Here is a 12,371-nt window from a genome sequence, read left to right on the forward strand (position 1 = left end):
GCGGATGAGGGGCGGCGCTGACCGCTGTGACTGGCCGTGCTGCCGACGTTCGCCATCATTGGTATTAGGCGGCAATCTCGCAAGCAGGCGCTGCCCCTTACCTGCCTGCCCGTCCTCCGCAGCAGCTGCGCTGCAGCTGCGGAGGGTGGACCGGCATCCTCTCCTCGTATAGTGACGGGGAGAGGAGAGCTAATCATTCCGCCGGCTCGACGTTGGTATAAGCGGCCTCTTCGAGCTCGCGCTTCAGGCGGGCTTCCTCATGCGCCTTGGGCGTGACGAAGCGGCCGAGCAGAAGGTAGGCGACAGGGGTCAGGAACAGCGTCGAGACGGTGGCCAGCCCGAGGCCGCCGACGATCACCCAGCCGAGAGCGATACGCGCCTCGGCGCCGGCGCCCGATGCCAGCACCAGCGGCACTCCGCCGAGCACGGTGCAGATCATCGTCATCATCACCGGACGAAGGCGAATGGTGGCGGCCTCCTCGATCGCCTGGCGCACGCCAAACCCGCGGTCGCGCAACTGGTTGGCGAACTCGACGATCAGGATGCCGTTCTTGGCCATGACGCCGACCAGCAATACCAGTCCGATCTGGCTGTAGGCGTTGAGGCTGGTGCCTGAGAGCAGCAGCGCGAAGATGGCGCAGGCCAGCCCGAGCGGCACCGTCGCCATGATGATGACGGCGCTGACAAAACTCTCGAACTGTGCCGCCAGCACCAGAAGGATGATGACCAGCGCGAAACTGAAGACGGCGATCATGGCGCTGTTGCTTTCGCCGAGCGTCGCCGCTTCGGCGAGCGGCAGGATACGCGCGCCCGGCGGCAGAAGCGGCGTCGCGATCTCCTTGGCGCGGGTCAGCGCTTCACCGAGCGCGAAGCCACCGCCGAGGTTGGCGGTGATCGCGACCGACGGCTGCTGCTGTTCGCGCGTCAAAGACGGCGGCACGGCGCGTTCGGTCAGCGTGGCGATGGTCGACATCGGCACGAAGCGGCCATCCGACGTTTTCAGGAAGATGTTTTCGAGATCGGTCGGATCGTTGATCGGGTTGGTGGTGGAGACCAGCTTCACGCCGTAGCTGCGGTCGGCTATGTACACGTCGACGACATCGTTGCCGTCGAGCATTGCCTGAAGCGTGTCGGCGAGCCCGGTGATGTCGATGCCGAGGTCGGAAGCACGCTCGCGGTCGATGGCCACCGCCAGCTGCGGCTGCGTCGGATCGACGGAAAGCCGCGGCGTCTGGAAGCGCGGATCCTGGCGCATCTCGTCGACGATCTTCACCGCCGCCTCGCTCAACGCCTTGCGGTCGTTGCCGACCAGCGCGAATTGCAGGCCGTTGCCGGCGCCGCGGATGCCGAGGCTGTTGGGCTGCACGGGGAAAACGCGCACGCTCGGCACCTGCTTGGTCAGGCGGCTGATGTCGGCCATGATCTCCTGCTGGCTGCGGCTGCGCTCGTCCCATGGCGCCAGCGTCATCACCATGAAGCCCGAGTTGTAGGAGCCGTTGTTGCCGGCATTCTCGAAGGTGCTGCGAATCTCGCCGGAATCGCGCAGCGGCTGGATCAGCCGCTCAATCCTGCGCATCTGCTCGGTCGTGTAGTCGAGGCTGACGCCTTGCGGGGCGTTGATGCGCAACAAAACGACAGCGCGGTCCTCGGTCGGCGTCAGCTCCTGGCGGATGGTGCCGAACAGCGTGAAGGCGGTGCCGGCGAAGAGCAGTGCTGCGAGCACCACGATCCAGGGCGCGGCGAGGCAGGCATGAAGGCAGCGCTTGTAAAGGCGATGCAATGCGCCGCCGATGCGGGCGCCGATACCGCTGCCGCCGTCGTGATGGAGGGAGACACTGGAGAGCATGCGCGAAGCAAGCATCGGGCACAGCGTCAGCGCCACCACGCTGGAGAGCAGCACCGACATCGCCAGCACGAAGCCGAACTCGCGGAACAGGCCGCCGGTCTGTCCCGGCAGGAACGAGATCGGCACGAAGACCGCGACCAGCGTCAGCGTGGTGGCGACGACGGCGAAGAACACTTCCTGGGTGCCGAGCACGGCGGCCGCGCGCGGTCCCATGCCCTCGTTGCGGCGCCGCACGATGTTTTCGAGCACGACGATGGCGTCGTCGACGACAAGGCCTGTCGCCAGCACCAGCGCCAGCAGCGTCAGGATGTTGACGGAAAAGCCGGCGAGATAGATCGCGGCGATGGTGCCGATCATGGCGACAGGCATCGACAGGCCGGGGATCAGCGTCGCACGCCAGTCGAGCAGGAAGGCGTAGATGACGATGAGCACGATCGAGACGGAGAGCACCAACGCGATCTCGACCTCGTGTACGGCGCCGTTGACGAAGACCGCGTCGTCGCTGGTGACTTTGATCGACATGCCTTGCGGCAGGTTCTGCTGCAGCTTCTCGACGGCCGCCCTGACGCCGGTGGAGATATCCAGCGTGTTCGATTCCGCCTGGCGGATGATGCCGAGGCCGATGCCGGTCTTGCCGTCGGAGCGCAGCGAGGTCTGGCCGATGTCGGGGCCGAGCGTCACGGTGGCTACGTCGCGGATGCGGGTTGCGCCGCCGATGACGATATTTTCGAATTCCTCCGGCGTGGTGACGTCGGCGGTCGTGCGCACGATGAGGTCCTGGTTGGTCGTCGTGATCGAGCCGGCCGGGGAATCGAATGCCACCGAGGCGAGCGCCTTGCGCAGATCCGCTACGGTGAAGCCGTGGCTCGCCAGCTTGTTCTGGTCGACATCGATGCGGAAGATCTTGTCGCGATCGCCATAAACCTGGACGTCGGCGACGCCGGGCACGGCGGCGAGCTCATCCTCGATACGATCCTGCACCAGCACCGTCATGTCCTGCACCGACATGGTGTCGGAGGTGACGGCAAGCCGCATCACCGCGTCGGAATTGGCGTCGGCCTTGACGATGCGCGGGGCGTCGGCGGTCTCCGGCAACTGGTTGGTGATACGGCTGACGACGTCGCGCACGTCGGATGCGGCGACGTTCAAGTCGACGCCGTCGTTGAACTCGATGGTGACGCGGCTCTGACCGAAGGACGAAGTCGACGAGATCGACTTGACGCCGGAGACGCGCGCGACGGCGCCCTCGATAGCATCGGTCAGCTCGCGGTCGACGGTTTCGGCGGCAGCGCCCTCGAAGGTGGTGTTGACGGTGATGACGGGGCGGTCGACATCCGGCAGCTCGCGGATTTCGACGCCCCAAAAGGCGGCCAGCCCTGCGACCGCGATCAGCGTGTTCAGCACGAAGGCCATGACCGGCCTGCGGATGAAGAGCGCCGTCAGGCCCGACCCCGCGGCCGGATCGCCCGAGGCGCTCATGAGCCTTCGGCCTCGGTGGCGCGGTCCTCGCCGGCGATGCGGACGTCGCCGCCTTCGCTGACGCTCTGGGTGCCTTCGGTCACCACCATTTCGCCGCTTTCGACGGGAGCGTCGATCAGCACGGTCTCGGTGTTGCGCTGGATGATGCGCACCGGCACACGCTTGGCCTTGCCGTTCTCGACAGCCCAGACATAGGCGCCGTCGGTGCCCCACTGAATGGCCAGAGGGCTGACGGCCGGATAGGTGTCGCCGGAGAATTTCATGCCGATCTGGAACGACATGCCGGCGCGAAGCGAATCGGCCGGGTTGGCGATGGTCGCCTTGACGAGCAGCGTGCGGCTGTTCTCGTCGATATGGTTGTCTATAGCCGAAACCGTGCCGCTATAGACCTGATTGGGGTTGGCAAGCGGCGTGGCCGACAGTTGCGCGCCGACCTTGACCGCGGCGGCGAAGCGTTCAGGAACCCAGAAATCGACCAGGATGCTCGAACGGTCGTCGAGCGTGGCGATCGCCGACTGGCTGGTGACGTAGTTGCCGGCGGCGATGGGCAGGATGCCGACCGTGCCTTCGATCGGCGCCACGATCGATCGGCGCTCCAGCGCAAGCTCGGCATCGCGCAATGCCAGCTTGGCATTGGCGAGCGCCACCTCGGCATCGGCGACGGCTACCGGCGTCGCGGCGTTGGAGGCCCGTAGCGACTTGACCCGGTCGAGCTTGGATTGAGCATCTTCAATCGCCACCTGGGCGCGATCACGTGCGATGACCTCGGTTTCGGAGTCGAGCTTTGCGATGACATCGCCCTTCTCGACATGGGTGCCTGACTGGACCAGCAATTCCGTCAGACGGCCGGAAGAGTAAGGGTTGACGGTGACGGTCGCGTTGGCGCGGCCGGTGCCGATCGCCTGCAGCCTGTCGTTGATGGTGGCGGTGCCGGCCGGTGAGGCGACGATGGTCACGACCTGGCCGGCGCGGTTGCGCCCGGACCGGGCAGAGCCAGTCGAAGCGCTCTCCGTGGCGGGAGGTGTCGCGGCGATAGCCCAGTCCATGCCCCAGCGCGCCAATATCTCAGGCGCGCCGGGATAGAAGCGTACCCAGGCGATCGTGGCGGCGACCACGATCACAAGCGCAACAACAATCTGTTTCCAGCTCGACATTGACACTCCAGCGGCAGGATTCGTCTGCCGGCGAAAGGAGGCACAGCGACGATACGGGCTGGGGGCGAAAACCGGCCACGCCACGCCCCGATATCAGCGGTTTATGGCAATTATCACGCAATCGTGCACATTAAATCTCGGTAACGTGACGCGGATCGCGTGCCGACTTCCGGTTCGGCTTATTTTACGCAATTCCGAACGGAAAACCGCTACACACTTTTCCTGGGATTGCTTTAGCGCAAGCTTTCAAGATCGCGGATGCGCTTGGCGCCGGCGGCTTCGAGTTGTCTCGTGACGGCGCCGATCAGCGTCTCGACGACGACGAAAAGCGCGGCCGAGGAATCCCAGGCCGAGGGCACGGCGGTGCGCCCGGCGATCACATGGCGGGCGAAGCGGGCGATCGGCGAGAGCCATTGGTCGGTGAACAGCACGATCTGCACGCCGCGCTGGTGCGCCTTCTCGGCGAAGCGGACCAGGCTCTCCTGGTAGCGCCTGATATCGAAGATCACCAGCACGTCGCGCTTGCCCATGTCGATCAGCCGGTCTCGCCAGATGCTCTCCTGGCCGGCGAGGTGGTAGACATCCGGCTGGATTATGGCGAGATGGGCGGCCATGTAGCGGGCCAGCGGGTCGGTGAAGCGGCCGCCGATCAGGAAGGTCTTGCCGCGCCGCTCGGCAAGTGTCGAGGCGATGTCGACCAACTGCTTGTCGGAGAGGTGCCGGAACGTCTCGCGCATGTTGTCGAGCGTCGCCTCCAGCATCGGGGATGCGGCGCCGCCGCTGGCGGGCGACGCCGGGTTGAGCGTGCGCGATGCCGGAGACTGCAACTGCGCGGCGAGTTCATCCTGCAGCGCCGACTGGAATTCGGGATAGTTCTGAAAGCCCAGTCTCGCGACGAAACGCAGGATCGTCGGTGACGAAACCCCCGCTGCGGTCGAGAATTCGGCCACCGTCTTCAGCCCGGTCAGCGGATAATTGGCAATCAGCGTCTGCGCGGCGCGGCGCTCGCCCGCCGGCATGGTGCCGATGCGGTCCGAGATCAGTTCGGCAATGCTGGAAATCATCGTTTTCCCCACCCTTTGACCTGGTCGGCGCCGTTTTCGGAATTGGCGTTTGACAAAGCCGGACAAACTGTATGAAATCATCCACAGGGACGCAATGAGGCAAAATACGTAACATACGATACAGCGCTCCCCAGGGGACGGCAGTATGGAGAAAGCACGGCCCACCAGCCTTGCACCGTCGGAGACCGTAAGGGTGACCAACCCTGGCGGCTCGAGCCCCTTCGTCTTCACCTGCGACCACGCTTCGAACTTCCTGCCGGCGGAATTCGGCACGCTCGGCCTGCCGGTCGGGGACCTTTCCCGCCACATCGCCTGGGATCCCGGCGCGCTTCCCGTCGCAAGCCGCATGGCCGAGGCGCTCGACGCCACGCTGGTCGAAACCCGCGTCTCGCGCCTGGTGATCGACTGCAACCGGCCGCTCGACGCGCCCGACCTCGTGCCGCCGGTCAGCGAAACGACGGCCATTCCCGGCAACACCGGCCTTTCGGACAAACAACGCGGCGCGCGGATCGACCTGGCGTGGCGTCCATTCCACCACACGATTGCGCAGATCATCGAACAACGGCTGGCATATGGCCAGGAGACGCGGCTTGTGTCGGTGCATTCCTTCACGCCGGTCTACAAGGGCAAGAGCCGGCCCTGGCATATCGGCATCATCCACGACGACGACCGCCGGCTGGCGTCGCCGCTGATAGCGGCGCTGCAGCGGCTTGCCGGCGTCAGCGTCGGCGTCAACGAACCCTATTCGCCGGCCGACCGCGTCTATTTCACGCTGGAACGGCATGCGCGCTCGCGCGGCCTTGCCTGCGCGATGATCGAAATCCGCAACGACGAGATCTCCGGCGAGACCGGGCAGCGGAAATGGGCGGATCTGCTCACAGGGATATTTTCGAATCTGGAGCCCGAGGAGGCCAGGGGTTCCCGACAACGCGTAATGGGAAAGTCAGTAGAGTCGGCCAGCTAAGAACCAACAGGGGACTTCCAACATGACAGCGCAAGACTATAACGAAGTCGACAAGGCGGAGGACATAAAGGTCCTTCACAGCATGGGCTATGCCCAGGAACTCGAGCGGCGCCTCAGCCGCTTCTCGAATTTCGCGGTTTCCTTCTCCATCATCTGCATCCTGTCCGGCGGCATCAACTCGCTGGCGCAAGCAACGTCGGGCGCGGGCGGCATCGGCATCGGCATCGGCTGGCTGGTCGGCTGTTTCGTGTCGCTCACCTTCGCGGTGGCCATGTCGCAGATCAGCTCCGCCTATCCGACGGCCGGCGGCCTCTATCACTGGGGCTCCATCCTCGGCAATCGCGGCACCGGCTGGGTGACGGCCTGGCTCAACCTGCTCGGCCTGATCACGGTGCTCGGCGCCATCAATGTCGGCACCTGGACGTTTTTCATCGGCGCTTTCGGGCCGGCGCTGGGCATCGAGGGAACGCTGACCAACCAGATGATCTTCCTGATCATCATCACCGGCGCCCAGGCGCTGATCAACCACCTCGGCATCAAGCTGACGGCGAAGCTCACCGACTTCTCGGGCTACCTCATCTTCTTCGGCTCGATCCTGATCGCGGTGGTCTGCCTGCTCTCGGCCGAGACCTGGGACTTCAGCCGCCTCTTCACCTTCCACAACTACTCCGGCGATGCGGGCAACGGTGTGTGGCCATCGGTGTCCAACGCCTGGGTGTTCGCGCTTGGCCTCTTGCTGCCGATCTATACCATCACCGGCTACGACGCGTCCGCGCACACTTCGGAGGAAACCATCAAGGCGGCTTCTTCGGTGCCGCGCGCGATGGTCATGTCGGTCATCTGGTCGGCGCTGTTCGGCTATCTGTTCCTGGCTGCGTTCATCCTGATGATCCCGAACATGGACGACGCCGCCAAGCAGGGCTGGAACGTGTTCTTCTGGGCCTTCGACCAGCGTGTCGGCACCGGGCTCAAGGAGTTCGTCTACCTCGTCGTATTCCTGGCGCAGCTCCTGTGCGGTCTCGCCACCGTCACCTCGGCCTCGCGCATGATCTTCGCCTTCTCGCGCGACGGCGGCCTGCCGGGTTCGTCGGCGCTCGCCAAGGTCAGCCCCGCCCACCGCACGCCGGTGGCGGCGATCTGGACAGCCTCGATCCTGTCGGTATTGTTCGTGTGGGGCTCATCGGTGGTCTCGGTCGCGGGCACCTCGGCCTACACGATCGTTGTTTCCTGCACCGTCATCTTCCTGTTCCTCTCCTTTATCGTGCCGATCGTGCTCGGCATGGCGGCGTGGGGAACGCCGAAGTGGGACAAGATGGGCCCTTGGAACATGGGCCGCGGCCTGTTCATGCTGTTCTCGGTCCTGTCACTCGTGTCGATGATCTTGATCTTCGTCATCGGCATCCAGCCGCCGAACGACTGGGCGCTCTACATCACCGTCGGCTTCTTCATCCTGACGGCGATCGTCTGGTTCGCCTTCGAGCGCAACCGCTTCCAAGGCCCGCCGCTCGGCGACATCATCGCGGCGCGCCAGGCGGCGATCAAGGCGGCCGAACAGGCGGTCGGCGAGACCGGCCACTGATACTTCACCTCATGACCATGGCCGGCATCATGCCGGCCATGGCCTCGTTTCTTCCTTTCAACCGACAAGTACTGGAGTGCCAAAGGAATGGCCGGGAATTTCTCGTTCGATCAGTTGAAGCAGGCGGTCTCCAACGGCGAGATCGACACCGTGCTGGCCTGCATCGTCGACATGCAGGGACGGCTCGCGGGTAAGCGCTTCCTGGCCCAGTATTTCGTCGATTCGGCGCATGGCGAAACGCATGGCTGCAACTATCTGCTGGCCGCCGACATCGATATGGAGCCGGTGCCCGGCTACAAGGCGGCGAGCTGGTCGAAGGGCTATGGCGACTTCGTCATGAAGCCCGATCTTTCGACGCTGCGGCGCATCCCGTGGCTGGAAAAGACGGCGCTGGTCATCTGCGACGTGCTCGATCACCATGATCATGAGGATTTGGCACACTCACCCCGCGCGATCCTGAAGAAACAGATCCAGCGGCTCAAGGAGCGCGGGTATATCGGCTATTTCGCCTCCGAGCTCGAATTCTACCTGTTCAGCGAAACCTACGATTCCGCCCGCAGGAAGCATTGGCAGGGCCTCGACACCGCTTCGCCCTATATCGGCGACTACCAGATCGGCATCACCACCAAGGAAGAAGGCGTGATGCGCCGGTTGCGCAACGAGATGGAAGCGGCCGGCATTCCGATCGAGAACTCCAAGGGCGAGTGGGGCCCGGGCCAGGAAGAAATCAACGTGCGCTATGCCGAAGCGCTCGAGATGGCCGACCGCCACGTCATCCTGAAGAACGGCGCCAAGGAGATCGCCGAGTCGGAAGGCAAGGCGATTTCCTTCATGGCCAAGTACAATTACGGCCTCGCCGGCAACTCCAGCCACATCCATAATTCGCTGTGGAGCGCCGACGGCAAGACGCCGCTGTTCTTCGATAAAAATGCGGAGTGGACGCTGTCGACGCTCGGCCAGCAATGGGCGGCGGGCCAGCTCAAATACGCCAAGGAGTTCACCTGGTTCCTGGCGCCCTACATCAACTCCTACAAGCGCTTCCAGGCCGGCACCTTCGCGCCGACCAAGATCATGTGGAGCGAGGACAACCGCACCGCCGGCTTCCGGCTCTGCGGCGAAGGCACCAAGGGTATCCGCATGGAGTGCCGCATCGGCGGCGCCGACCTCAATCCCTATCTCGCTTTCGCGGCATTGATCGCCGCCGGCCTTGCCGGCATCGACGAGAAGCTGGAGCTGCAGAAGCCGTTCGTCGGCGATGCGTATCAGGCGTCGCAGCTGCCGGAAATCCCGAAGACCCTGCGCGATGCGACCGAGACGTTGGCGAACTCTGCCATGCTGGAGCAGGCCTTCGGCGAGGACGTGGTCGAACACTACGTGCACACCGCTCGCTGGGAGCAGTTCGAATACGACCGCCGCATCACGGATTGGGAACTGCACCGGGGTTTTGAACGGTATTAGGGTGCCGGGCTGGCGTCGGCGCTGCCCCCTTACCCTCTTCCCGTGAAGAACGGGGAGAGGGGGCGCCGGCGCTGGAGCTTCTCCCTTCTCGGGCGGATGGGGGCGGCGCCACGCCATGTGATTTTCGATTGTTGTAAAACTGCGAGGAAGACATGACCGAAACGGTCAAACTCAAATCCCCCATCGACGGCTCGATCTATGCCGAGCGGCCGGTCGCAACCGACCAAGCGATAAACGCAGCGGTAGAGCGCGCCAAGGCGGCGCAGGAGAAATGGGCCGAGACGCCGATTGTCGAGCGCGGCAAATACATGCTGGCGATGCTGGAAGCGCTGGTCGGCATGAGCGACGAGATCGTGCCCGAGATCGCCTGGCAGATGGGCCGGCCGGTGCGTTATGGCGGCGAGTTCGGCGGCGTCAAGGAACGCACCGGCTACATGGTCGAGATCGCTGAAGCTGCGCTGAAGCCGGTCATGGCTTCCAACCCGAAGGATGGGTTTAGCCGCTATGTGAAGAAGGTGCCGCTCGGCGTCGTGCTGGTGATCGCGCCGTGGAACTACCCCTATCTCACGGCGGTCAACACAATCGTGCCGGCGCTGATGGCCGGAAGCGCCGTCATCCTCAAGCATGCGGCGCAGACGCTGCTGGTCGGCGAACGCTTCCAACAGGCCTTCGACAAGGTCGGCCTGCCCAAGGGCCTGTTCCAGAACCTGGTCATGAACCATGGCCAGACCGAGAAGCTGCTCGGTTCGGGCAAGATCGACCATGTCAACTTCACCGGCTCGGTCGCCGGCGGTCGCGCCATCGAGAAGGCGGCGGCCGGTACCTTCATGACGCTCGGCCTCGAGCTCGGAGGCAAGGATCCGGCCTATGTTTTGCCCGACGCCAAGATGGACCATGCGATCGCCAACCTCGTCGACGGCGCCTTCTACAATTCCGGCCAATGCTGCTGCGGCATCGAGCGCGTCTATGTGCATGAGAAGGTCTATGACGAGTTCGTCGAAGGTTTTGTCGCCGAGACGAAGAACTATGTCGTCGGCAATCCGCTGGATGAGGCCACGACCATGGGGCCGATGGCGCAGGCGCGCTTCGCCGACCTGATCCGCGAGCAGAAGGCAGAGGCGCTGCGCAAGGGCGCCAAGGGGCATATCAACATGAAGGTCGAGAACGACAGAGCGGGCTCGCCCTATCTGGCGCCGGAAGTGCTGACCGGGGTCGACCACCAGATGAGCGTCATGCGCGAGGAAAGTTTTGGACCGATCGTCGGCATCATGAAGGTGCGCAGCGACGAGGAGGCGATCGCGCTGATGAACGACAGCCCTTACGGGCTGACGGCTTCGATCTGGACGCGCGACGCCGAGCGCGCGGTGGCGATCGGCGACCGCGTCGAGACAGGCACGGTGTTCATGAACCGCTGCGACTATCTCGATCCGGCGCTGGTCTGGACCGGCGTCAAGGACACCGGCAAGGGCGCGGCACTCTCGGCCATCGGCTACGACAACCTGACCCGCCCGAAATCCTATCACCTGCGCGAAACGATCTGATTTTTCGAAAGACAGAAAATGTCCAAGCTCATCTCCAAATGGAACTACCCCACCACCGTACGTTTCGGCGCCGGCCGCATCAGGGAACTGCCGGACGCACTGGCCGCGGCCGGCATCAAGCGGCCGCTCTTCGTCACCGATCCTGGGCTGGCGAAACTTCCGGTCGTCGCCTCGACGCTGAAAATTCTCGACGACGCCAAGGTGCCTTACGGGGTGTTTTCGGAGGTGAAGCCGAACCCGGTCGAGTCCAACCTCACCGCCGGCATCGCCGTGTTCAAGAAGGGCAAGCATGACGGCGTCATCGCCTTCGGCGGCGGCTCGGCGCTCGACCTCGGCAAGCTGATCGCCTTCCAGGCGGGGCAGACGCGCCCGGTGTGGGATTTCGAGGATATCGGCGACTGGTGGACGCGCGCCAACTCGGACGCGATCGCGCCGATCATCGCGGTGCCGACAACGGCCGGAACCGGGTCGGAGGTCGGCCGCGCCGGTGTCATCACCAACGAGGCGACCCACACCAAGAAGGTTATCTTCCATCCGAAGCTTCTGCCGGCGATCGTGATTGCCGATCCGGAGCTGTCGGTCGGCATGCCTGCCTTCATCACCGCCGGCACCGGCATGGATGCTTTAGCCCACTGCCTCGAAGCCTATTGCGCGCCGGGCTATCATCCGATGGCCGACGGCATCGCGGTGGAAGGCATCCGGCTGGTGTTCGAGAACCTGCCCAAGGCCTTCGCCAACGGCAAGGATCTGGTCGCCCGCGCCCATATGATGAGCGCCGCCGCGATGGGCGCGGCCGCCTTCCAGAAGGGGCTGGGGGCCATCCACTCGCTGTCGCACCCGGTCGGCGCGCTCTACGACACCCATCACGGCATGACCAATGCGGTGTTCATGCCCTATGTGCTCGCCTTCAACCGCGAGGCGATCGATGAGCGCATCGCCCGGCTCGCCGCCTATTGCGGCATCAAAGGCGGCTTCGACGGTTTCGCCAAGGCGATCGTCAAGCTGCGCAAGGAACTCAAGGTGCCGCACGCGCTGCCCGGCCTGATCAAGGGCCTCGACATGGACAAGAAGCGCAAGGCACTGATCGCCGACATGGCGGTGGTCGATCCGACGGCCGGCGGCAACCCGGTCAAGCTGACCAAGAAGGCGGCGCTGACGCTGCTCGAAAATGCCATTGCCGGCTCGGTGTGAGAGCCGGCTTCGGATACCGAAAAAGTTGAAGAGGGCGACAACCTAAGAAGAGGAGGAGGGGCGACAGGAAAGGCGACTAACCATTAGCCGGAAAA

The 12,371-nt window shown here is 64.3% G+C and carries 8 protein-coding genes; 5 read left to right on the top strand and 3 right to left on the bottom strand.

The window, feature by feature from the left end:
- Window positions 1-193: 193 nt before the first annotated feature.
- From EJ071_RS11730 to EJ071_RS11740, 3 genes are all read right to left on the bottom strand, one after another.
- Window positions 194-3,325 carry an efflux RND transporter permease subunit gene (locus EJ071_RS11730; RefSeq protein WP_126098003.1) on the bottom strand — a complete coding sequence of 1,044 codons (3,132 nt, stop codon included), beginning with the start codon at window positions 3,323-3,325 and terminating at the stop codon, window positions 194-196.
- The gene (locus tag EJ071_RS11735; RefSeq protein WP_126098004.1) at window positions 3,322-4,479 is read right to left on the bottom strand and encodes an efflux RND transporter periplasmic adaptor subunit; all 1,158 of its coding nucleotides are present in this window, start codon (window positions 4,477-4,479) and stop codon (window positions 3,322-3,324) included. The genes EJ071_RS11730 and EJ071_RS11735 overlap by 4 nt, the downstream gene beginning before the upstream one ends.
- Window positions 4,480-4,712: 233 nt before the next feature.
- On the bottom strand, window positions 4,713-5,543 hold the full coding sequence (locus tag EJ071_RS11740) for a MurR/RpiR family transcriptional regulator (RefSeq protein WP_126098005.1): 831 nt from the start codon (window positions 5,541-5,543) through the stop codon (window positions 4,713-4,715).
- Between the two features lie 145 nt (window positions 5,544-5,688).
- Here EJ071_RS11740 and EJ071_RS11745 point away from each other — a divergent pair, with 145 nt between their 5' ends.
- The 5 genes from EJ071_RS11745 (at window position 5,689) to EJ071_RS11765 (ending at window position 12,276) form a co-directional block, all read left to right on the top strand.
- Window positions 5,689-6,507, top strand: a complete 819-nt coding sequence (locus EJ071_RS11745; protein WP_126098006.1) for an N-formylglutamate amidohydrolase — start codon at window positions 5,689-5,691, stop codon at window positions 6,505-6,507.
- 22 nt (window positions 6,508-6,529) lie between these two features.
- Entirely contained in the window at window positions 6,530-8,086 is a 1,557-nt protein-coding gene (locus EJ071_RS11750) for an amino acid permease (protein ID WP_126098007.1), read from the top strand.
- 87 nt (window positions 8,087-8,173) lie between these two features.
- Complete coding sequence (locus tag EJ071_RS11755) at window positions 8,174-9,544, top strand: glutamine synthetase family protein (RefSeq protein WP_126098008.1); 1,371 nt, start codon at window positions 8,174-8,176, stop codon at window positions 9,542-9,544.
- A 152-nt stretch (window positions 9,545-9,696) separates the two neighbouring features.
- The gene (locus tag EJ071_RS11760) at window positions 9,697-11,085 is read left to right on the top strand and encodes an aldehyde dehydrogenase family protein (RefSeq protein ID WP_126098009.1); all 1,389 of its coding nucleotides are present in this window, start codon (window positions 9,697-9,699) and stop codon (window positions 11,083-11,085) included.
- Window positions 11,086-11,103: 18 nt separating this feature from the next.
- Complete coding sequence (locus EJ071_RS11765; protein ID WP_126098010.1) at window positions 11,104-12,276, top strand: iron-containing alcohol dehydrogenase; 1,173 nt, start codon at window positions 11,104-11,106, stop codon at window positions 12,274-12,276.
- The last annotated feature ends 95 nt before the right edge of the window (window positions 12,277-12,371 follow it).

Origin of the sequence: Mesorhizobium sp. M1B.F.Ca.ET.045.04.1.1 (assembly GCF_003952465.1) — a bacterium.
In the GTDB taxonomy this organism is placed as follows: domain Bacteria; phylum Pseudomonadota; class Alphaproteobacteria; order Rhizobiales; family Rhizobiaceae; genus Mesorhizobium; species Mesorhizobium shonense.